Annotated in this window: 16 protein-coding genes; 14 read left to right on the top strand and 2 right to left on the bottom strand. The window is 37.1% G+C overall.

Annotated features, from left to right (window positions below; all coding sequences use genetic code 11):
• The first annotated feature begins 41 nt into the window (after positions 1 to 41).
• Both IGJ18_RS03275 and IGJ18_RS03280 read left to right on the top strand, forming a co-directional pair.
• Complete coding sequence (locus IGJ18_RS03275; protein ID WP_438842887.1) at positions 42 to 2,018, top strand: ATP-binding cassette domain-containing protein; 1,977 nt, start codon at positions 42 to 44, stop codon at positions 2,016 to 2,018.
• Positions 2,002 to 3,858, top strand: coding sequence for an ATP-binding cassette domain-containing protein (locus IGJ18_RS03280; RefSeq protein WP_438842888.1), 1,857 nt, complete (start codon positions 2,002 to 2,004; stop codon positions 3,856 to 3,858). Before IGJ18_RS03275 ends, IGJ18_RS03280 begins: the two co-directional genes overlap by 17 nt.
• Positions 3,859 to 4,072: 214 nt before the next feature.
• Here the strand turns inward: IGJ18_RS03280 and IGJ18_RS03285 are convergent, their stop codons facing one another.
• Positions 4,073 to 5,575 carry a helix-turn-helix domain-containing protein gene (locus IGJ18_RS03285; protein ID WP_010719946.1) on the bottom strand — a complete coding sequence of 501 codons (1,503 nt, stop codon included), beginning with the start codon at positions 5,573 to 5,575 and terminating at the stop codon, positions 4,073 to 4,075.
• A 205-nt stretch (positions 5,576 to 5,780) separates the two neighbouring features.
• On the opposite strand from IGJ18_RS03285, the gene IGJ18_RS03290 reads away from it, so the two are divergent.
• Both IGJ18_RS03290 and IGJ18_RS03295 read left to right on the top strand, forming a co-directional pair.
• A complete protein-coding gene (locus IGJ18_RS03290; protein WP_438842889.1) occupies positions 5,781 to 7,967 on the top strand; it encodes a VWA domain-containing protein in 2,187 nt (728 codons plus the stop codon).
• Between the two features lie 103 nt (positions 7,968 to 8,070).
• Positions 8,071 to 8,955, top strand: a complete 885-nt coding sequence (locus tag IGJ18_RS03295) for a diacylglycerol/lipid kinase family protein (RefSeq protein WP_088744994.1) — start codon at positions 8,071 to 8,073, stop codon at positions 8,953 to 8,955.
• A gap of 281 nt (positions 8,956 to 9,236) precedes the next feature.
• On the opposite strand, the gene IGJ18_RS03300 is transcribed toward IGJ18_RS03295, so the two are convergent.
• Positions 9,237 to 9,926, bottom strand: coding sequence for an N-acetylmannosamine-6-phosphate 2-epimerase (locus IGJ18_RS03300; protein ID WP_081127794.1), 690 nt, complete (start codon positions 9,924 to 9,926; stop codon positions 9,237 to 9,239).
• A gap of 343 nt (positions 9,927 to 10,269) precedes the next feature.
• On the opposite strand from IGJ18_RS03300, the gene IGJ18_RS03305 reads away from it, so the two are divergent.
• The 10 genes from IGJ18_RS03305 to IGJ18_RS03350 all read left to right on the top strand — a co-directional run bounded on the left by IGJ18_RS03305 (position 10,270) and on the right by IGJ18_RS03350 (position 22,059).
• Positions 10,270 to 11,463 (top strand): MFS transporter, encoded by a 1,194-nt coding sequence (locus IGJ18_RS03305; protein WP_010719941.1) that lies wholly within the window; start codon positions 10,270 to 10,272, stop codon positions 11,461 to 11,463.
• Between the two features lie 172 nt (positions 11,464 to 11,635).
• On the top strand, positions 11,636 to 11,962 hold the full coding sequence (locus IGJ18_RS03310; protein WP_010719940.1) for a nucleotide pyrophosphohydrolase: 327 nt from the start codon (positions 11,636 to 11,638) through the stop codon (positions 11,960 to 11,962).
• A 51-nt stretch (positions 11,963 to 12,013) separates the two neighbouring features.
• A complete protein-coding gene (locus IGJ18_RS03315; RefSeq protein WP_010738352.1) occupies positions 12,014 to 12,736 on the top strand; it encodes a class A sortase in 723 nt (240 codons plus the stop codon).
• 254 nt (positions 12,737 to 12,990) lie between these two features.
• Positions 12,991 to 13,842, top strand: coding sequence for a BglG family transcription antiterminator LicT (gene licT, locus IGJ18_RS03320; protein ID WP_010738350.1), 852 nt, complete (start codon positions 12,991 to 12,993; stop codon positions 13,840 to 13,842).
• Positions 13,843 to 13,962: 120 nt separating this feature from the next.
• Entirely contained in the window at positions 13,963 to 15,831 is a 1,869-nt protein-coding gene (locus IGJ18_RS03325; protein WP_161651951.1) for a beta-glucoside-specific PTS transporter subunit IIABC, read from the top strand.
• Between the two features lie 14 nt (positions 15,832 to 15,845).
• Positions 15,846 to 17,288 carry a glycoside hydrolase family 1 protein gene (locus IGJ18_RS03330; RefSeq protein ID WP_438842890.1) on the top strand — a complete coding sequence of 481 codons (1,443 nt, stop codon included), beginning with the start codon at positions 15,846 to 15,848 and terminating at the stop codon, positions 17,286 to 17,288.
• 336 nt (positions 17,289 to 17,624) lie between these two features.
• Positions 17,625 to 18,386, top strand: coding sequence for a formate/nitrite transporter family protein (locus IGJ18_RS03335; RefSeq protein ID WP_010719935.1), 762 nt, complete (start codon positions 17,625 to 17,627; stop codon positions 18,384 to 18,386).
• Between the two features lie 240 nt (positions 18,387 to 18,626).
• On the top strand, positions 18,627 to 19,328 hold the full coding sequence (locus tag IGJ18_RS03340) for a GntR family transcriptional regulator (protein ID WP_438842891.1): 702 nt from the start codon (positions 18,627 to 18,629) through the stop codon (positions 19,326 to 19,328).
• Positions 19,329 to 19,614: 286 nt separating this feature from the next.
• Positions 19,615 to 20,949 carry a PTS sugar transporter subunit IIC gene (locus IGJ18_RS03345; protein WP_161651947.1) on the top strand — a complete coding sequence of 445 codons (1,335 nt, stop codon included), beginning with the start codon at positions 19,615 to 19,617 and terminating at the stop codon, positions 20,947 to 20,949.
• 21 nt (positions 20,950 to 20,970) lie between these two features.
• Positions 20,971 to 22,059, top strand: coding sequence for a DUF871 domain-containing protein (locus tag IGJ18_RS03350; protein WP_010719932.1), 1,089 nt, complete (start codon positions 20,971 to 20,973; stop codon positions 22,057 to 22,059).
• The last annotated feature ends 7 nt before the right edge of the window (positions 22,060 to 22,066 follow it).

Consider the following 22,066-nt stretch of genomic DNA (forward strand, 5'->3'; position numbering starts at 1 on the left):
AGCAGAGCAATAACCCAAATTCGTTATAAAAGGAGATTCTTATGTTAAGTTTAATCGAAATAAAAAAAGTATTTGGAAATGAAATAGTATTGAATCATTTATCAGGAGATTTCCAAAAAGGCCTCAATTTTATTTACGGTCCATCGGGTAGTGGGAAGACAACGCTATTAAATATCATTAGTGGTATGGATCAAAATTTTGAAGGAGATGTTTATTTTAACAATCAGTCGATGAAACGTTTTACGAAAAAAGAACTATCCGACTATTATTACAATTCAATCGGTTTTATCTGGCAAGATTACCAATTGATAGAATACTTAAGTGTAGAATGTAACATTGATTTAGTTCTAAGCCTATCGAACTTAAATAAAGCAGAACGAAAAATGAAAGTAGCAAAGGTATTAGAGGAACTAGGAATATCTGGATTAGCTAAAATGAAAGTGGCAAAATTATCTGGCGGACAAAAACAACGAGTAGCGATAGCTAGAGCATTAGTAAAAGATCCAGAAATAATCATAGCAGATGAACCAACTAAAGCATTAGATCTTTTAGCTGCTAATAAAATAATGACGGAGCTAAAAAAAATCGCTAAAGAAAGAATAGTGATAATAGTCACTCATGATAAAGGTTTAATTGAAAAAGACGCAAATGTCTATAGCATGGAGCAAGGACAACTAAAATTAGTAGGGCAAAGTAAACAACACTCAAAAGATGACGGGAAAAACAATCGATTGAATAAACCTCCTTATTTATCTTTAAAAAATTGTATCTCTCAATCTTTTAACATTCTAAAAGGCGCATCCATATATTCTATATTAACGATTATTTTACTCATACTTTCTTCCTTTTTTATGTTGATTAATTTGAGTGGGGAAATAAAAGAAAAACAAGATGATAATTTTAGCCGTCTTGTTAAAGAAAGAGGAGAGACGATCAAAGATATTTCTTTGTCAAAAGAATCGACAGGTGGTGGTCCTTCTGGTTCTCTAAAACAAGATACTTCAGGAGCAGTAGATTTATTAAAAGATGATCCCAGAGTAGATTTTGTGGCACCCTTGGAAATAGTGGGTGATTTGAAACTAAACGTAGGAGATTTGATTAAAAATTATGAAGTGAAGGATAGCTTTAACTTTCCTGCAATTACGAAATTGATAGCTGGAAGATATCCCTCAATTGGAGAAATAGAAGTGGCTGTTCCTAAACGGTTACTGGATTTACTAGGTCTAAAACCCACCGACGTAATCGGGAAAAACTTAAATATGACAGGACTAATAGACGTAAATCCAAAGATTGGAAGCAATGAAATTACAGGATCAAAGGTCTCATTAAATGATGTAAAAGTAGTGGGAGTCATTGAAAATAATCCTAAAGGTGGAGCAATTACCAGCACTTTAGGAAGACGTGACGGGAAACTAACGGATGGCCCGTTGTTGTTTAGTGTAGAAGCTATCAAAAAAATGCGTCAACAAGCAGGCATTGAGAAATCGATAAGTTATAACGTAAGAGCAAAAACATTAGATGATATTTTACCTATCGTGAATAAACTACAACAATCAGGTTTACAACCTTCTGGAGATTTTAGCATGATTGAAGACATGCTCCGATTGAGAAAGAAAAATGAGGAGCAAGGGGTTACCATCAGTTTGATATTCTTTCTATTGTCACTAACAATTAGTATTGTTCTGGCTTTGTTCAATTTTTATATAAAGAAAAGTGAATTTCGTTTTTTCAAATTCAATGGTTTCAGTAATAAAAATATTTTAAGTTTAATCATTTCAGAATACTTTATACTTGGAATAATGTCTTCTCTTCTATTTCTGATAACTTTCCCATTGCTTAGTCTTTTAAGTCAAAAAATATTTAGTATATATATAGTATCTACTAATAACTTAGTTTTGGTATTGTTGCTACCATTTGTCCAATCAATAATAATCAGTTTCCTATCCTACTTATTATTTCTTAAAACTAATCCTACTCATAAAATGAAACAAGGTGATTCGAATGATTTACTTAAATAATGTCAGTAAAAAGTACAAAGATTTGGATATACTATTACATGCCAATTATCGATTTAAAGATGGTACGTTAACTTGTGTATTAGGGAATAGTGGAGCTGGTAAATCAACATTATTAAATTTAATAGCAGGCTTAGACATAGATTATGATGGGGAAATTGAAAATTTATGCTTTAAGGAAAAAAATTTATCAAATAAAAACTTGTCTAATTATAGATTTAACAATGTGGGATTTATTTTTCAAGATTATCATCTCTTAAATGGATATACAGTACTTGAAAACGTCATAATGGGGGCACATTTAGACTCTGAACTAACGAAAGAAGAGAAAATCGAAAAAGCATTGAATTTATTAACGGAACTCGGTTTAAAAAACAAGGCAAATCAAATGGTCCATGAGTTAAGCGGTGGTCAAAAACAAAGAGCATCTATAGCGAGAGCCTTAATGAACGATCCTAAAATAATTCTTGCAGATGAACCAACGGCTGCTTTAGATGAATTAAATAGTGATGGTGTCATGAAGATACTAAAAAGGTTGGCAAGGAATCGAACCGTGATTGTTATTACACATAGTGAAAAAGTTTCAAAGTACGCCGATGAAATAGTCTGTTTAAAAAATCATACAATAGAAATAGTTAAAGAAAAAGAGCGATATGAATTAGACTATAGTAAAGAAAGTCAGGCCTTCACAGCGAAAAAAGCTAAAGAGATTGTCCCAAAACTCAACTCAAAATTACTTTTTTGGATAGCAATCAGGAATTTTAGAATACATTTTTTAAAAAATTTACTTGCTATCGTATTGATTTCATTAGGAACGGTCTCTTTTATTTCAACGTTAGGAATAAAAAATACAATAAAAAATGAAATACAGTCATTTAAAGAAAAAAATGATTACTATAGTAAAGGATCAATTGCTTTTTCAAAAAAGCCTTTATCTGAAGGGCTTACTTATTTACAAACATTACCAAACGTTAAGGATGTGTATTACCAATATAATCTTCAAAATATTCATCTTAAATATGATCATAAGAATAAACACTTAGATACTAAATCGCCAACGTTGATTTCTTCCAATCTTTCGATGATTTATGGGGACATGCCTAAAGATAATAGGAATGAAATCAGTCTATCTTTAAGTGTTGCCTCGTCTTTGAGTAAGAATATTAATCAATTAGTTGGAAAGTACGTTGACTTTGAATACTTTGATAAGGAGGGACAAAAACATAAAATAAAAATGAAAGTGAGTGGTATCTCAAACGATACTTTTGATAACTTTACAATGAGTACGAAGCTGGAAAAGAAAATTTATAAAGAAGTAGCTAAAGGTGAGGCTTCTGCTATAGCGTTTAGTGTGAAAAATTTTGAGGACATTCCCAAAATTCATCGCCTGCTGAAAAGTAAGGGGTACGATATATACACTAAGGAAAAAGACATTCGTGCTTTTAAAAATAGTTTTGCTGATACTATAAAGTTGTTCACCATATTATCCAATTTACTTTTACTCCTATTTATCTCTGTTAGTTTTATTATAATCTATCGAATTTCTATCACTAGATATTCTGAAGTTGGTATACTAAGTTGCTTAGGATATAGTACCAGAAATATCTCTAAGATATTGAGAAGAGAAACCGTTCTATTTTGTCTACTATCCATCTTATTTAGTAGTATATGGCTTCTTATTTTTAATACCGTATATAGCCATAACTTTGGTTATAATCTAGAGTTTAATTTCCAACTAGGGATGCTTTTGTTGTTAGTAAATATTGGTTTAGTTTTTGGCATAACTGGTTTTGTTAATTATCGATTGGTCAACCTATCACCTAGTCTGGCTTTAAAAAAATAAGATCTTTAACTTTATAGAAATATAGTACTGACTAAGAGTCTGGGACATTCATCAGAAATAAATCTGAAGAATGTCCCAGTTTTTTTGCTTTTATTTCCCACAAATCTTAGGCTATTTTTATGAATTGAAAAAGTATAAATATGATCGAAGAAGTGTTATTCGCAGTTCAAATAATGAACATTCCATTTCTTCTGCTCTTATTCTTCTGCTCTTACTACACCAGCTCTTCAAGTACTTGTTTGATTGCCAGCAGATCGGCTAATGTGACTTGGGCATTGATCAGTAAAACGGGGACGGTTTCAAAACTTTCTGTTAAAGGAGCGGTACTAAGGCAGAGATCATAGTCTTCGTTTTCAAAATGGCTGCGAATATCCAGATGGTAGTAGCTTTGAAAAGAAGACTCGATACGTTCTTTGATTGTTAAAGAAAGTGCCAAAGGTAAATCTGTTTCGAGTTTAAGGTTGATTTTTTTCATAAAGGTGGATGGTGGTGAAACCAAGGTCCAAGCAACTGCTACATGTAACGCAAGTCCTTTTCGTTTGCTATCTGAGGATGAGTAAAGATCAATTTGATCTAACAATTGTTCAGAACGCATCAAAAGGTTGGGAAAATTCTGCGAGACATAGTGCTGTAGATTATAGCCGGTCAAGGTATGGATCGTCTCTCCAAATAGTTCGACGGACAAAATTCCAGAAAGAATCGTTCGCAAAATCAAGTTCTTTTTTCTGGTGGACAATTGTTGAGGGGTTGTATCTTTCAGTAACAAATGGATGATTGCTTGCAAATAAGAACGATTTTGAACGCTTTCCTCTTGGATGGCAAAATAATCAGCTAACTGCTCTTTAGAAAAAGTGAGATCCAGATTTGATCGTAGCCACAAGAAAATAAAATGGCTCTCCATTGCTTCGAGTAAGAAGTGTTCACTCAACTCATCTGTCAGTTTTTTTAAGAGTGATGAATGCTGGTCCGTCAATTGTTGGAACAGTTCGTGGTCTTTAGGCGGTAGATCAGGAGCTAAAGTGATCATTTCAGCTGTTATTTTTTTGCCTTTTCTAAACCGAATAATCGTCACTGCTAGTACATAAGTAGTAATTTTTAGTTCAATCTCATTGAAAGGAATTTCATTGATTTCATAAAAGTGTCGGGCGAGCATTTCACATTTTTGTTGAGAAATACCTGGAAATGGCCAGTGAAGACCAGAAAAATTTTTCCAAAAAAAAGCAACCATAAAATAGCGAATACGAGGTTCATCACCGACTAAATAGAGCGTTCCTTTATTTTTTTTTACGGTAAACCCCAATGGCTGTAGTAGCGTTTCTAGTTCATAGCTTCGCTTTCGTACAGTAGATTCGGATAAATAATTCTCGTAGGCGAATTTGACTAGATTCACTTCATTTTCCAACAATAAAGTTTCAAATAAATTGAAAAAAGGATTTTCTTGTAATATTTTACGAATCACCGTTTTATAGTCTGTTTTGGTTCCTGTGAATTTATAGCCGAGACCATGTTTTGTATGAAAAATTGGTTCACGACTTTCATCTGTCATTAGGGAATGATTGCTTAGGACATCGTAATATTTGTAGATCGAACGCCGATCCATATTGAGGGCTTGGCTCATTTCTTCAATCGTTACAAAGCGCTTTTGATGATATAAAAAATGCAAAAGTTCGATTTCTTTTTTGACATCATTTCCAAAAAAATCATTGAATATTTCCATAAAAAAACTCCTAACCAAAGATTTCCCTCGATTCTTAGCTGTTACTTGATGCCATCTTATCATAAAAAGAGGATTTTAATGTATTCCAAATGTACATTTTTTTAGCTCAGAAAAGATTCCAAAAAATTTATACTAGCAATTGTTGAAAAAATTCTAGGGTTTTAATAAGGATGGGGAAATCTGTTGGTAGAAAAGGAGAGAAATGATGAGAACGAGAAAAGACAGCTATTTCAAGATAGTGATTTTATTCGTAGGATTAATGAGTATTTTACTGGGAATAGGGATGCAAAAATCATTTGCGGAGACGGTTGATTTTGCTTATACCGATTCTACGGGACAACGTTTAACCAATGGAACAGCAGTAGGGAATACCTATAATTATGATTATGGCCATGCACCAGAAGCTGTATTTGACGAGGAAAATTATGTTAATTACGCTGACCGAGCGTATTTAAAAAAGAGTGTCACAGAAGATAGCGAGACACAAGGTTTATTTGACGTCACGTTAGATGTGAAAGGTAACCAGATCGGAACACCGATTGATTTAGTTTTGGTGATCGATTATTCTTCCTCCATGACTGGCGAAAAATTAACCAATGCTTTAATCGGATTACAACAATTTGGCAATGAATTAGCGGATTCGTTAGCTAATGGGAATATCCGCGTGGGGATCGTAGCATACAATCGGGAGGTTTATTCAACAAATGGTTTTTCAAGTAATATGAATGACTTAGAGAACTTCTTGAAATATACCGCTGAGTCACATTCGGGAACATTTATGCAAAAAGGATTATTAGCAGGACAACGGTTATTATTGGAGAAAAGTCGGCCAGAAGCGGAAAAACTATTTATTCATATTGGTGATGACAGTGCCAATCGTAGTTATCTTCCAGTACAAGGAGCGAAAGAGTATCCAAATGAGGGAGAGATCATTGATTATAATGGCTACCATACCGATCATTATATTCAAGATTTTCAAACTGATTCTGACAAATACTATACGACGAACAGTAACCCTTCTGATCCCAATGCAATTTCTGTTAGTAGTTCAGTTGTGACAGATGCGACCTTAGGAACGATTGTTTCTCTCAAGCATTCGGGTTTTACCTGTTATTCGATAGCGACAGCACCTTCTGCTCGAGGGGAATATATTGGGCGAAACTTAGCTTCTAAACCGCAACAATACCTTACAACCGATGAAAATCTAAGCGGTTTGGGTTCTGCCTTAACAGAGATCGCCAACCAAATTGATAAAACGATTCCTAATGGTACGATCACTGATCCTATGGGGCAAGACATTTTACTCCAGGGAGCGGGTGAGTTTAATGAACGTTCCTATCAATTAGTCGGTTGGCGAAAAAATGAACAAGGAAATTGGGAACAAGCCAATGATGTAGTGGCTGATGTAGTTGTATCGGAAGCGAACCAAACGATTACGATTGCAAATATTGCATTAGGGGAAAATGAACGGCTTACGTGTACCTATCAAGTCCGTTTAAACACTGAAAATACTCATTTTAAAGGCGAAACTTGGTATTTGTGTAATGGACGGACAACGTTAGCACCAACAAATGAAAGTGAATTACTTGATTTTCCAATCCCTTCAATCAAGGCACCGACAACCACAATCCAAGTAGCAAAAAAATGGAAAAATGTAGCGGCATCCGAGATCCCAGAGACTATTGACTATGTGATTCGCAGGAGTTCGGTCGTTGATCCTACGAGTTGGCAAAGTTCAGCGGTGCTTTCTTTAAGAAAACAAGATAATTATCAAGCGACGATCAAGGAACTGCCAGTGGGAAACGAAAAAGCGGTCTTACCAAAATACAATAATCAAGGAGAAGACTTTACTTATCAAGTAGCGGAAGTGAATGTACCTGATGAGTTTGAGAGTACTGTAACCAATAATGGCAATTCTTTTGTGATCACGAATACGAAAAAAACGACCGAACCAAGCACAACAGAACCAAGCACCACGGAGCCAAGCACAACGGAGCCAAGCACAACGGAGCCAAGCACAACGGAGCCAAGCACCACGGAGCCAAGCACCACGGAACCAAGCACAACAGAACCAAGCACGACGGAGCCAAGCGCGACGGAGCCAAGCACAACGGAGCCAAGCACAACGGAGCCAAGCACAACGGAACCAAGCACAACGGAACCAAGCACAACAGAATCAAGTATGACCGAATCAAGTGCCATCGACTTAAGAAACTCTGGACCAAGTACAACTAAAAAAGAGGCGATGCTCCAGATTGCTTCTGAATCTTCGACTGATTCTGAAGCGGAACATTTACCAAAAACAAATGAACATTCCTCATCCATTCTGGTCTTTCTGGGAACGATGATCGTCGGATCGGTGGGTTATTATTTGATTCGTAAAATAAGATAGCCAATCAGCTGGTGTAGCTCAGAATGTCTGAAACTAGATGTTCTGAGTTTTTTTGTGCTATAGTTTAGTCAAAGTCATGTTGTGAAACGAAGGGGGAAACAGGATGAAAAAAGCGTTGTTGGTCGTTAATCCAAGTTCTGGAGGAGAACAAGCACAAGAATATGAAAAACTGGCCCATCAAAAGTTAACCACGATGTTTGATGAAGTCGTTGTTCTTCATACGAAAAAAGCTGGAGATGCCAAGAATTTTACTCGAGAAGCAGCAGTGGATAGGTATCACAGCGTGTTTGTCATGGGTGGAGATGGTACTGTTAATGAAGGAATCAATGGGATCGCTGAACAAGCACATCGTCCAAATTTTGGTTTTATTCCGTTAGGGACAGTCAACGACTTAGCCCGTGCTTTAGGCATACCGTTAGAACCCGAAGAAGCTATCGCTCATCTTTCAATGGATGCGTTGCAACCATTAGATATTGGGAAAATCAATGACCAATATTTTATGAATGTCGTGGCGATCGGGACCATTCCTGAGTCAATCAATGATGTAGATCCAGAAAAGAAAACAAAATATGGTAAGTTTGCTTACTTTATCTCAGGAATCAAGCAATTGGCTGGAACCCAATCTTATAAATTCCAGTTAGTCATTGATGGGCAGGAAAAACAAATTGAAAGTAGTACATTGCTGGTAGGATTAACTAATTCAATTGGTGGTTTTGAAACATTGATACCTAATGCTAAAGTAAACGATGGCAAATTGCACTTGGTTTATTTAAAAGATACTTCATTGTTAGATACGTTAAAAACATTGCCTGATTTGTTAAAAGGTGTGGATTCTTCTACCGATCATCTGGCTTATCAAACCTGTGAAACGATCCAGATTGCTTTGAATGAAGACCAAGAATTAGCAACAAATGTGGATGGCGATGAAGGTGTCAATCTGCCTGTCACACTAAAAGTTCTTCCTTCTCATCTGATGATTTATTGTTGAGAAAACAGGGAGGATCATCTTTCTAAGCTGTTGATCTGAGTCATAGCCTTTGTTTTGAACAGTAGGTCCCCTTGTTATCTGATGTCGATTTTAAGCGGATCTGAGAATCTGGTGAGGAAGAGATTGTGAGTAAAGTTGGAATAATGAACTGAAAAACAGCCAGGATGAGGTTGAGGCAAATTTTGGCTCAGTCTCGTTCTGGCTGTTTTTGGTTAGTTCTATTTAGCTGATTTAGTTCGAAGGACGAAAAAGCATTTCTCCTGAAAAAATGAAGGAGTCTCTTAATCTAATGCTTCGATAAAGCGTTGAGCAATTTCTTGAGGGCGTGTGATCGCACCACCTACAACGATGCCAGCTACGCCTAGATCTTTGACTTGTTTGGCTTGTTGTGGCGTGTGGATCCGACCTTCTGCAATAACGCATATATCAGCTTGGATCAGTTCTTGGATGAGTGGGAGATCAGGACCAGCTTGTTTCACACTTTCTTCTGTATAGCCGCTTAAAGTTGTCCCCACAAAATCAACTCCTGCTTCGTAAGCATTCTTTCCTTCTTCAAAAGTGGCGATATCAGCCATCAATAATTGTTGTGGATATTTTTCTTTGACTTTAGCAATGAATTCATTGATGGTCAGACCATCGTGGCGTTTGCGTAAAGTACAATCTAAAGCGATAACTTCAACCCCTGTGGCTACTAGTTCATCAACTTCACGCATGGTTGCTGTGATAAATGGCGCTTCAGGAGGATAATCACGTTTAATGATACCGATGATCGGCAGGGCCACTTTTTCTTTGATCGCCATAATATCCCGTACTGAGTTCGCACGGATACCAACAGCTCCTGCTTTTTCAGCAGCTAAAGCAAAATAAGGCATCAAACTACCTTCTTCTGTATAAAAAGGTTCTCCAGGTAAGGCTTGGCAGGAAACGATCAGCCCACCAGCAATTTTTTCTAAGAATAATTGTTTGTCCATTCTGATTTTCTCCTTTATAGTTTTTTCTCAGTTTCACAAAAACGTTTCGCAAAGAGCTAAGGCTATGTGAATGATAGCAAAAAAGGGATTACTTAGATAACGGTCATCTAAGAAAAATTGCTTAATCAGACAAATAAGCGATTTAGAAAAACGCTTTATTTTTTGATTACAAAATAAGTGTAGCGATTTCGTAATTATTGAGCAAGTGATAGTTCTCAAAAACAGCGTAGATCAGTTGAGTGAATGAATTGACATAAAAAAACAAAAGTTCTTGCTTTTTTCTTAATTTTTATATATGATTTTAACAATTTAGGGTAAAAATGAAAGAAAAGGGGTAACAAAAATGACGAAGTATCAACGGAAGGTTTTATTAGCAACATCATCAGGGATTGCATTAGAGAATATGGATATCATGTTCCTAGCTTTTTCTTTATCTTCAATGATTGCAACTTTTCATATTAGTGGGACGCAAGCGGGAATGATTGCGACGATCACTAATCTGGGGATGCTCGTTGGAGGTATTTTTTTTGGTCTGATGGCGGATAAATATGGTCGAGTAAAGGTGTTCTCTCAAACGGTTATCTTATTTTCAATTGCTTCATTATTGATGTATTTTTCTTCAACGATTTATTTAGTCTACTTGTTTCGGTTTATTGCCGGAATCGGGGCTGGGGGCGAGTATGGCGCTTGTATGTCTTTGATCTCTGAAACTTTTTCAAAAAAACAAATTGGACGAGCTTCGTCCATTGCTGGTATTGGAGCCCAAGTAGGCGCGGCTCTCGCTGCTATTTTGGCGGCAATCGTCATTCCATGGCTCGGGTGGCGCATGTTATATGTGATTGGTGTATTACCCGTATTATTAGTTTTAGTCATCCGACATGGTTTAAAAGAACCGGAGGCATTTCAAGCTGCGAAAGCAACTAAAAAGGCGACAAAGTTACGTAATCTATTTGAAACGAAACAACTTACTTGGCAGACGATTGGCTTGAGTATCATGGTGACTGTCCAAATTGCTGGTTATTTTGGTTTGATGAATTGGTTACCTTCGATCATGCAAGCACAACTAGGATTATCCGTTTCAGGTTCGTCTTTATGGATGGTGAGTACGATTGTGGGGATGTCATTAGGTATGTTGACTTTTGGGATCATCATGGATAAATTAGGTCCCAGAACAGCCTTTACTTTATTCTTGATTTGTTCAGCGCTCTCGGTCTTCTTACTCGTTTTAGCTCGTAGTCAATGGAGTTTAGTAGCAGCAGCGGTGGTTGTTGGTTACTTTATCAATGGCATGTATGGCGGCTATGGTGCAATCATTAGTAGCCTGTATCCTACTGAGATCCGTGCAACAGCCAATAACTTTATTATGAATTTAGGTAGAGCTGTAGGTGGATTTTCTTCGATCATTATTGGCTTTTTGATGGATCATTATCAATTATCTGCTGTGATTATTTTTCTAAGTAGTATTTATCTTGTCAGTCTAGTGGTCTTGTGGACACTTACTGGTGTAAAAGAATTAAAATTCAGCTTACAAGAATAACATCCATTGGTGTAAGTTATCAGTGGATAAGTAACATTCGTTATCATTTTGCTTTATAAAAAGATCGTTAAATAAATACGTATATTTTATTTTATCTAGGTAAATATACTTATTTTCTATTAAAAACATGGTATGATTATTAGTAATCGAATAAAGAAATAGGTGAATGTTCATGGATAGTATGGCGAAAGTCAATCAATTTAGAGACGAAAGAAATTGGCGACAATTTCATAACGAAAAAGATCTTGCAATTTCTATTTCCTTAGAAGCTTCTGAATTACTGGAGCTTTTTCAATGGAAGCAACCAGAAGAAGTGAAGGAAACTTCATTAGAGCGGATCAAAGAAGAACTGGCAGATGTCTTGATCTATTCTTACATGATGGCTGACAATTTACAGTTGGATCTTGATGAAATTATCGAAGAAAAATTAGCAAAAAATAAATTGAAATATCCAGTAGAAGCAAGTCGAGGACAACGAAAGAAATATACAGAACTTTAAGTGTGAAACTACAGGTTGCGTTTATTTTAGCTAAATAAGGGAGGCAAGTGAATGAAGGAAAAACCAAGCAAAGGTCGAGTAAAAAGATGGATCGCCAATTTTTTCTTATTTTTACTATTATTGGTTGGCTTAGCGTTAATTTTTAATGAACAGATCAAAGATTATTTTGTTAAAAATACCGGAGATAAATACGCAATTGCCAATGTGACAAAAGATGAAATCAAGAAAAACAACGAAAAAGAGGCAAGTTTTGATTTTGATGCAGTGGAGTCAATGAGTACGGAAAGTGTGTTGCGTGCCCAATTGAATCGAACGGACTTACCAGTTATTGGTAGTATTGCTGTTCCTTCTGTGGCAATCAATATCCCGATTTTTAGAGGTTTAGATAATGCGAACTTGCTGTATGGTGCGGGGACACTAGATCCTAATCAGCAAATGGGAAAAGGAAATTATGCTTTAGCGAGTCATCGTTCGAGCAATCCACAACTATTATTCACGCCACTAGAAAATTTATCATTAGGAGATAAAATCTATTTGGTAGATTTGGAAAATGTCTATACGTATAAAGCAACCTTTAAAGAAAAAGTGGCACCGACGGAGACCCAGCTGTTAAATATCCAAGAAGGAAAATCGCTCGTTACGTTGATTACGTGCGGAGATATGAATGCGGTGACTCGATTAGTCGTTCAAGGCGAATTAGAGAAGGTTACACCAATGAAAAAAGCGACGAAAGAAATGAAGGCAGCATTCAATATGGAAACACGAACATTTTAGACGAAAATAGTTAATGAAAAACCGACGATTGCTAGTTCGCTCGAGTAGCTAATAGTTTTCGTCGGTTTTTTAATTTCTCATTTTTACAATTACTAAAAAAAAAGTTGAAAAGGCTTGCAAAAATTAAAGAAGGGTGCTATGCTTGGTTCAGATAATCGATGGATTGTTACTGTTCGGCAGGCAAAACCAGAATTCAACCTAAAGTACAGGGGGATTCTAGGTTTTTTTATTTTTTTATGAGAGGGCGAGGGAAAATGGTTATTGAAAAAGTCTTAAATAATAACGTCGTCATTTCAAAAAACGAACGAGGTGAAGAGATTATCTGTATGGGCAAAGGCCTCGCGTTTCAAAAAAGACCTGGTGATAGGATTGATAAAACAGCAGTTCAAAAAGAATTTGTTTTAAAAGATTCCTTAGCAACCAATCAATTTCAACAGCTGATGGCGGATGTCCCATTAGAAGAAGTAGAATTAGTCAAACAGATCGTTGATGTGGCGGAAGAACGATTAGGCGTTTCGTTGTCGTCAAATATTTATTTGACATTGACCGATCATATCCATTATGCGATTTGTCGAGCAAACGAAAATATCCAGTTACCAAATCCGCTTCTTTTTGAAACGAAGAAATTTTATCCGAAAGAATACTTGGTGGCTAAAGAAGTATTGCAATTGATCCAAAGAAAAGTTGGAGTCAGTCTACCGATTGACGAAGCAGGATTTATCGCTTTTCATTTAGTGAATAGCCAACAAGGAAATGGGGATATGCAAGTCACGATGACTGCAACGACGATCGTTAGAGATATTCTCAGCATTATTAGTAAGTTCTTTGGTGTGACATTTGACGAGGAATCGTTGAATTACCAACGAATCATCACCCATTTACAATTTTTTACACAACGCTATTTAAAAGGCGAAAGTTCGGATGAGCAGGATGAATTTCTCTATGCGCTCGTTCAAGGGAAATATCCAAAAGCCTTTCGCTGTTCGGAACGGATCAATGACTATCTCTTAAAAACGCAACAGGAACCAATGGGAGTCGCAGAACAAATCTATTTAACGATTCACATCCAACGTGTAGTGAGTGAAAAACAAAGTACCCAATCTTAAGGATTGTTACTGGTAAAGCAGGCAAAACCTAGATTGAAAAATAGGGCACGAATTTTCGTGACCGTTTTTTCAATCTAGGTTTTTTATTTGATTAAATCAACTAGAAAGAAGGAAAAGAAGATGGATAATCAAGCAGTTGGTAAAAGAGTATGGGAGGCAGTCGGAGGTGAAAAGAATGTCAATAGTTTAGTACATTGTGCGACACGTTTACGTTTCAAATTAAAAGATGAATCGGTCGCAGATACACAAAAGTTAAAACAGGATCCAGATGTGATTCAAGTAGTACAAAGTGGTGGTCAGTACCAAGTAGTTATCGGTAGTAATGTGGCTGACGTTTACCAAGCAATCGTTGATGAGCAAGGTCTGACAGATCAATCAGGAACAGAGGATCAGTCAAAAAATCCTTTGAATCGCTTGATTGATATTATTTCTAGTATTTTCACGCCATTTTTAGGCGCAATGGCAGCTGCAGGGATCTTAAAAGGATTTTTATCTTTGGCAACGGTGTTAGGGTGGCTTTCAGCGGATACTGGGGCTTACCAAATTCTATTTGCAGCCGCAGATGGTGTCTTTACCTTTTTACCAGTGATGTTAGCTTTTACTGCAGCCAAAAAATTCAAAACGAACCAATTTTTATCTGTGGCAATTGCTATGGCGTTAGTTTATCCAGCAATCACGCAACTAGCTGGAGCTGGAGGGGCAGTGGATTTCTTTGGATTACCAATCGTGTTAGCTCAATCAGGTTACACATCTTCAGTGATTCCGATCATTTTGGCTGTTTGGGTCCAAAGCAAATTTGAACCGCTGGTGAAAAAAGTGATTCCACAATTTTTACAAATGATTTTTGTACCAATGATCGTTTTATTGGTGATGGTGCCATTAACTTTCTTACTGTTAGGTCCAATCGGGACAGTTATCGGTAATGGGTTAGGTAGTCTATTTAATTCGATTTACAGCTTTAGTCCATTAGTTGCGGGCTTGATTATGGGAAGTTTATGGCAAGTGTTCGTAATGTTTGGGATGCACTGGGGCTTTGTACCGATCATGTTCTTGAATATTGAACAATATGGGTTTGACGTCATGGTTCCAATGCTTTTACCAGCCGTTTTAGCTCAAGGTGGTGCAGCCTTAGCAGTGGCGATTCGGACCAAAGATACTAAGCTTCGTTCATTAGGTATTTCATCTACAATTACCTCACTTTTTGGCATTACGGAACCAACTGTTTATGGGGTAACTTTACCGTTAAAGAAACCGTTTGTCATTGCTTGTCTGTCAGCCGGTATCGGAGGCGCAATGATTGGTTTTGCTGGTGTGAAAGCTTTCTCTAGCGGGTTAGTAAGCTTGTTAACGATCCCAACGTTTATTAGTACGAACCAAGCAGTTGAATCCAATGTGACCATGGCAATCCTTGCGACAGCTCTTTCATTTGTCTTAGCATTCGTAGGTACGCTGGTCGTTGGATTTGATGAAACCGTCCAAGATGAAAAACTAGAAACAAATCAACAAACAACAGCAGGTGACACGATTAGTTCTGCTCGACATAATCTAAAAAGTCCTTTAAGCGGGAAAGTCCTGCCATTATCTGATGTTCCGGATAAAGTTTTCTCTTCTGGAGCGATGGGAAAAGGGCTTGCGATTGATCCGGAAAAAGGTGAATTGATTGCGCCAGCAGATGGGGAGATCACGACCATTTTTCCAACAGGTCATGCGGTTGGTTTAACAACGAAAGATGGAATTGAAATCTTGATGCATATCGGTATGGATACCGTTGAGCTTGAAGGACAAGGGTTTGAGACTTTTGTAAAACAAGGGGATCAAGTAAAAGCTGGTGATTTATTGGTTCGATTTGATATTGAAGCGATTAAAGCCGCTGGATACAGTGTGATTACGCCAATCGTTATTACAAATACGGAACATTTTGCTGATGTGTTGGAATTAAATCAAGAAGAACTGATTGCTAGTGAAGATTTTCTAGCAATTGTCAAATAAGGAGGAAATAGCAGATGACTACAAAGTTTTCAAAAGATTTTTTATGGGGTGGCGCTACAGCTGCCAATCAATTAGAAGGTGCTTACGATCAAGATGGGAAAGGGCTCTCAGTTGCTGATGCGATGCCTGGAGGGAAACAACGATTTGCAGTTATTGGCAGTGAAGACTTTGATTGGACGATCCAACCAGATAAATATACCTATCCTAACCATCAAGGGATCGATCATTATTATCGGTTTAAAGAAGACATTGCGCTTTTTGCTGAAATGGGCTTTAAATGTTATCGTTTCTCCATTGCTTGGACTCGGATTTTCCCTCAAGGAGACGAAGTAACACCGAATGAGAAAGGTTTAACCTTTTATGAAGAAGTGATTGATGAATGTTTGAAACATAGGATTGAACCTGTGATCACGATTTCCCATTACGAGATGCCATTAAATCTAGCAAAAAAATATGGCGGGTGGAAAAACCGAGAACTGATTGGTTTTTACGAACGCTTTGCTAAAGTGGTGCTTGAACGATTCAGCGATAAAGTCAAATATTGGATGACGTTCAATGAGATCAATTCAGCTTTTCATTTTCCAGCTTTGAGTCAAGGATTAGTAAAAAGTAATGGTGCGGCTGATTATCAAAATATCTTCCAAGCATGGCATAACCAATTTGTAGCAAGTAGTAAAGCAGTAAAAATCGCTCATGAATTACGGGAGGATAGCCAAGTGGGTTGTATGATTATCTATGCAACGACGTATAGCATAGATGCTAATCCAATCAATCAAGTAGCTACATTGATCCAGAACCAAGAATTCAATTTCTTCTGTGCAGATGTTCAAGTACGGGGACAATACCCGGCATACACAAACCGCACGTATGAAAAATATGGCGTAGATAGTGCCAAATTAGAACAAACGACTGAAGATTTTGAGTTGTTGCAAGCATATCCAGTCGACTATATCGGTTTCAGCTATTATATGTCTACTGCAGTCAACGAAACGGACCCAGATGCAGCGGCCTCAGCCGGTAATCTTTTAGGTGGAGTTAAAAATCCGTTCTTAGAAGCCAGTGAATGGGGATGGCAGATTGATCCAGAAGGTTTACGGATTGCATTAAACGAGTTGTACAACCGTTACGAAAAACCATTGTTTATTGTTGAAAATGGGTTAGGCGCAATTGATAAGGTAGAAGAAGACGGGCGCATCAATGACGATTACCGTATTGATTACTTACGTCGACATATTGAAGCAATGGGAGAAGCGGTAGCTGATGGAGTAGAACTCATGGGATATACACCATGGGGATGTATTGATCTGGTAAGTGCTTCGACTGGTGAGATGAGTAAACGTTATGGATTTATCTATGTTGACTTGGATGATGAAGGGAACGGAACCAAAAATCGTTCAAAGAAAAAATCTTTTGAGTGGTATCAAAAAGTCATCGCCACCAATGGAGAAGAACTGTAAGTTTGTATTCATGATAGAACCGTTGTTTACTAAGAAATTAAGAATAGTTCATTTCTGATAAAGAAAATAAGGTCATTTTTGACAAATCACTGTCGAAAATGGTCTTTTTTCTATTTGATCGAGCGATTCATTTTACTCTTGTTGTTCTAAAGAAAAAAATCACGAGATGTGGGAAAGTCTCACTTGTGTGCCCTGTCATAGAATGATAAAAAAATATTGGTTATTTTAAAATAATCATAGGGATTAGGAATGGAAGATGATATAATCTAAAATGAAAATGTGAAATAAATCACTATTGTTTTTGAAAAAATATGGGAAGTGTGGGTTTGAACATCTATGTATACACCAGAAGAAATTATGGATATCAGTATCCATCTTGGAACGAAAAAGATCCAAAAGCCAATTCTTGCGAAATTGATTCTAGGTTTTATCGGAGGAGCAATGATCTCGTTAGGTTATTTAGCCTACATCAGAGTTTCAGCTTCGATTCCAGAATCACTGGCGAGTTTAACTAGTTTAGTAGGGGCGGCTGTGTTTCCTATCGGACTATTGGTGATCCTGCTTGGTGGCGGGGAATTGATTACTGGAAATATGATGGCGGTTGCAATTGCTTTTATGGATAAAAAAGTAACTTTTTCACAATTAGTTAAAAATTGGACAATTATCACGTTAGCTAATATCGTGGGTGCCATTTTTGTTGCATATTTCTTTGGACACTTTGTCGGATTGACTCATTCAGGCGTTTATTTGGACCAAGTCATCCATATTGCTGATCATAAGATCGAAGCTTCTTGGTGGCAAGCACTTGGTTCGGGAATCGGTTGTAACTGGTTTGTCGGCTTAGCATTATGGCTATCTTATGGAGCAAAAGATGCAGCTGGAAAAGTATTGACTATTTGGTTCCCCGTAATGATTTTTGTTGCCATCGGCTTTCAGCATAGTGTGGCTAACTGCTTTGTGATCCCAGCCGCAATTTTTGAAGGACAAGCAACTTGGACAGAATTTCTCTTGAATTTTATTCCAGTTTATATCGGTAATATTGTCGGCGGTGCAATATTCGTATCAGGATTTTACTATGCAAGCTATAAGCATCATTGAAAATAAGCATGTTGATCGATAAGTTAGAAGACTAATAAGAACATCGAAGTTTGCGTTTTGCTTACTTTGGTGTTTTTTGTAACTGATAAAATAATTTCTTCCTATTATAATTTTATAGATAAAAAAGAAGAACTATTGTCTCAATTCTCAATCCACCAACATAGCTAATCCATGGCGTTTATATTCTTTTTTTATTTTTTATGTGCTATGATTCTAGTAATAAAATCGAAAGGTGAAGTTATGAAAAGGACACGTGTACTATACCTAGAAGTTGCAGACAAGATCAAAGAAGATATCTTTTCAGGAAAGTATCCTGTAGGCACCATGTTGCCTACAGAAAATGAATTAGAAGAAATGTTTCAAGTAAGTAAGATCACGGTTCGTAAGGCCATTGAATTATTAGCAACAGATGAATATGTCGAAAAGAAAAGCGGACGAGGGACGACGGTAGTAAGTAATCGTCCATACAATCGTTTGTCAAAAGCGGCAAGTTTTACACAGATTCTAGAAAACTCACAACATACAGTTCACAAAGAAACGTTGGAATTAAAGAAAATCACTTTAAAAAAAGATCATCCATTATTTGCCTCTTTTGGTTCAACGGCTGTCTGTTTTAAGCGATTATACTACTTAAACGACCGTCCTTATATTTACTTTACGCATTATCTGCCAAGTGATTTGTTAGAAATCAAGCGCAAAGTATTTGATGAAGAGTCTTTATATCGATTATTGACCCAAAAAGGTTATGCCATCGACTCCTTTGCCGATGATTTTTCCGCTGTGTTTCTAACAAAGGATGAACGGGAAATTTTAAAAACTACCTCAGAGATCGCGATTAAAAGAACGCGACAATCAAAGACTCACTTGGGGAAAACAATCGAATATTCAGAAGCAATTTACGAGACCAATCTGCATCGTTATCATATCGACTATGAAACATAAGGTTGTTTAAAAGGTGGTCTGCTTCAAGTAATAACGAGCGTACTTATAAAATAGCTTTTCATATTTTGTAAGTACGCTCGTTATTACCGCAGAAGCCATCAGATACATGGGTCAAGATATTCGCAGGTGGTTTCTTGTGATGGGGGAAGGATTGTGTATTTTTAGGATAAGCTTCCTTAGAGAGTAGAAAAATTTTTACTATTTATAGAAATCGTTTACAAAGTTAGCATAATATGGTACGATCATTTTGATAAACATTATAATGTTATAAAAGGAGAGAGCGGCAATGGATAAGTTTGTAGGATTGATTGAACAAAAGATTATGCCAGTAGCTAACCGAATTGGAACACAGAGGCACATGACGGCAATTAGAAAAGGAATTATTGCAACGATGCCACTAACGATCGTCGGTTCATTTTTTACGATTTTACTGAACATTCCGATTGAATCTGTGGCAGCAGTGATCGAACCCTATCGGCAAATTTTGGATATTCCTTTTCGTTATACGATAGGGATTTTGGCATTATACGCAACATTTGGGATTGCTTCATCATTAGCAAAAAGTTATAAAGTTGATTCCTTGACGGCTGGTATATTAGCATTGATGTCTTTTCTGATCGTGGCAGCACCACCGACACAGGTATTAGAAGACTTGGAAGGAATCACAGCAGGACGTTATATCAATATTGCGAATCTAGGATCAGGTTCATTATTTGGTGCCATTGTTACAGCAATTATTTCTGTCGAGATTTATCGTTTCTTCATTGAAAAGAAAATTACAATCAAGATGCCTGATGGGGTGCCACCAGAAGTGACAAACTCTTTTGTTGCGTTGATTCCTGGAGCGGTGATTTTGATTTTCTTCTGGGTGATCCGACATATGCTTGGTTTTGATCTGAATGGGTTCTTAAGTGAGTTATTGATGCCGCTAAAAGGCATACTTGCAGGAAATAGTTTGTTTGGTGGTTTATTAACAGTCTTCTTGATTTGTTTTTTCTGGGTTCTTGGGATTCATGGCCCAGCCATTATGGGCCCAGTGATTCGCCCATTTTGGGATATTTCGATTGCTGAAAACATTGATGCTTTCAACGCTGGTGCGAATGCTCATAATATGCCGAATATTTTTACAGAACAGTTTTTACAGTGGTACGTGTGGATTGGTGGCGCAGGAACAACCTTGGCTTTAGTGGTTTTATTCATGTTCTCCAAATCAAAATATTTAAAGAGTTTAGGTCGATTATCGATTTTACCAGGACTATTCAACATCAATGAACCAATGATCTTCGGGGCACCGATTGTAATGAATCCAGTATTAGGGATTCCGTTCATTCTTGCACCGTTAGTAACGACTACTTTGTCATATGTCTTAACGGTTAGTGGTCTCATCCCAATGATGACGGCTCGGTTACCATTTGCTATTCCTTCGCCAATCGCCGCTTGGATGAGTACAAACTGGAGCGTAGCAGCTGGCGTGTTAGTTATTGCTAACTTCCTGATCACATTGGCTATTTATTATCCGTTCTTCAAAGTATTCGAAAAACAACAACTGGCTCGTGAAGCAGAAGAACAAGCGGAAGAAGAAGCACCAATGGTGACAGGCGTTACCGAGGAACAAGCATAATAAAAAATGGAGGTTAGGGTTATGAAACGTGCACTAGGGATTTCACTTTACCCAGATCATAGTGATCCAATCAAAGACCAAGAATATTTGCAATTAGCACAACGTTATGGATTTACCCGTATTTTTATGAGTATGTTAGAAGTAACGGAAGATCCTCTGATTGTAAAACAAAAGTTTCAAAAATTGATTCATTTTGCGAAAGAATTGGGATTTGAAACGATTTTAGATGTTGCTCCCAACATTTTTGAACAGTTGGACATTTCGTATGACGACTTAAGTTTTTTCCACGAAACTGGTGCAGATGGAATCCGTCTTGATTTAGGATTTGACGGCGGAAAAGAAGCTTTGCTGTCATATAACCCTTATCATTTAGCGATTGAGTTGAATATGAGTAATGATGTTGCTTATTTGGATAATATTTTGTCTCATCAAGCAAATAAACCCTTTCTCTATGGGTGTCATAATTTTTATCCTCAAGAAGGAACAGGCTTACCTTACCGATTTTTTGAGTCTTGCAGCCAACGATTTAAAAAACAAGGGTTACGAACGGCTGCTTTTGTCTCTTCTCAGGTAGGAACAATCGGACCTTGGGATATCAATGATGGGTTGACTACGTTAGAGATGCACCGTCATTTACCGGTCCATGTAGCAGCAAAACATTTGTTTGCTACTGGGTTGATCGATGATGTCATTATTGGAAATGCCTACGCATCTGAAGAAGAGCTGCGTATGTTAGGGGAAATGGATCGCTATCAAACAGTATTTACGATCGAGTGGCAGACAGCTGCTCATGAAGTAGAACGACAAATTGTATTAGGAGAACAACATGTTCGTCGAGGAGATATCACTGAACAGGTTATTCGTTCCACTGAAGTTCGAAAAAAATATAAAGATGCAAAAAATGAAGCCCATGACAATGAAAATGAATTTCAAATTGGCGATGTAGTCATTGGAAATGATACATTTGGCAAATACAAAAATGAACTTCAAATTGTTTTAGAACCACATCGGGATGCAAGGAAAAATAAAGTTGGTGCAATTGTACCAGAAGAACATCTCTTACTAGATTTTATCCACCCATGGTCGAAGTTCAAATTTATAGAAAAGTAGGCGTTGT

This window comes from Enterococcus sp. AZ078, from assembly GCF_051714985.1.
GTDB classification, from domain to species: domain Bacteria; phylum Bacillota; class Bacilli; order Lactobacillales; family Enterococcaceae; genus Enterococcus_B; species Enterococcus_B hirae.

Coding starts and splice junctions, on each gene's coding strand:
- IGJ18_RS03275 (WP_438842887.1), top strand. CDS start 42: ATGTTAAGTTTAATCGAAATAAAAAAAGTATTTGGAAATGAAATAGTA.
- IGJ18_RS03280 (WP_438842888.1), top strand. CDS start 2,002: ATGATTTACTTAAATAATGTCAGTAAAAAGTACAAAGATTTGGATATA.
- IGJ18_RS03285 (WP_010719946.1), bottom strand. CDS start 5,575: ATGGAAATATTCAATGATTTTTTTGGAAATGATGTCAAAAAAGAAATC.
- IGJ18_RS03290 (WP_438842889.1), top strand. CDS start 5,781: ATGAGAACGAGAAAAGACAGCTATTTCAAGATAGTGATTTTATTCGTA.
- IGJ18_RS03295 (WP_088744994.1), top strand. CDS start 8,071: ATGAAAAAAGCGTTGTTGGTCGTTAATCCAAGTTCTGGAGGAGAACAA.
- IGJ18_RS03300 (WP_081127794.1), bottom strand. CDS start 9,926: ATGGACAAACAATTATTCTTAGAAAAAATTGCTGGTGGGCTGATCGTT.
- IGJ18_RS03305 (WP_010719941.1), top strand. CDS start 10,270: ATGACGAAGTATCAACGGAAGGTTTTATTAGCAACATCATCAGGGATT.
- IGJ18_RS03310 (WP_010719940.1), top strand. CDS start 11,636: ATGGATAGTATGGCGAAAGTCAATCAATTTAGAGACGAAAGAAATTGG.
- IGJ18_RS03315 (WP_010738352.1), top strand. CDS start 12,014: ATGAAGGAAAAACCAAGCAAAGGTCGAGTAAAAAGATGGATCGCCAAT.
- licT (WP_010738350.1), top strand. CDS start 12,991: ATGGTTATTGAAAAAGTCTTAAATAATAACGTCGTCATTTCAAAAAAC.
- IGJ18_RS03325 (WP_161651951.1), top strand. CDS start 13,963: ATGGATAATCAAGCAGTTGGTAAAAGAGTATGGGAGGCAGTCGGAGGT.
- IGJ18_RS03330 (WP_438842890.1), top strand. CDS start 15,846: ATGACTACAAAGTTTTCAAAAGATTTTTTATGGGGTGGCGCTACAGCT.
- IGJ18_RS03335 (WP_010719935.1), top strand. CDS start 17,625: ATGTATACACCAGAAGAAATTATGGATATCAGTATCCATCTTGGAACG.
- IGJ18_RS03340 (WP_438842891.1), top strand. CDS start 18,627: ATGAAAAGGACACGTGTACTATACCTAGAAGTTGCAGACAAGATCAAA.
- IGJ18_RS03345 (WP_161651947.1), top strand. CDS start 19,615: ATGGATAAGTTTGTAGGATTGATTGAACAAAAGATTATGCCAGTAGCT.
- IGJ18_RS03350 (WP_010719932.1), top strand. CDS start 20,971: ATGAAACGTGCACTAGGGATTTCACTTTACCCAGATCATAGTGATCCA.